This is a genomic window from Vibrio sp. S12_S33, from assembly GCF_963889785.1.
Lineage (GTDB): Bacteria > Pseudomonadota > Gammaproteobacteria > Enterobacterales > Vibrionaceae > Vibrio > Vibrio aestuarianus.
Map to the genome: position 1 here is coordinate 1 of NZ_CAWPQZ010000326.1, position 292 is coordinate 292.

Consider the following 292-nt stretch of genomic DNA (forward strand, 5'->3'; position numbering starts at 1 on the left):
AGCGCCGACATCACCATTCCAAGCTTGACAGCGGAAGGTAATTACAGCATCACCAGCAGCATTACGGATGCCGCTGGCAACAGCAGTGGTGACAGTGCGCCAGTGACGTTTGATTTTGATGCCACCGTACCAACTGCGGCGCCAACACTTACCATCGCGGATGCCGCGGACGGCAGCGTGAGCGTGGCAGAGAACAGTGACGGCGTTGAAACTGTGGTAAGTATTCCAACGGGTGTGGAAGTGGGTGATACGGTGACGTTAACCATCACCAACCCAGATGGCAGTACGACAG

General features: G+C 55.8%; 1 protein-coding gene. It reads left to right on the plus strand.

Annotated features, from left to right (window positions below; all coding sequences use genetic code 11):
• Positions 1-292, plus strand: a 292-nt coding sequence (locus AACW06_RS20335) for a hypothetical protein (protein ID WP_202884131.1), incomplete at both ends; no start/stop codon positions are given.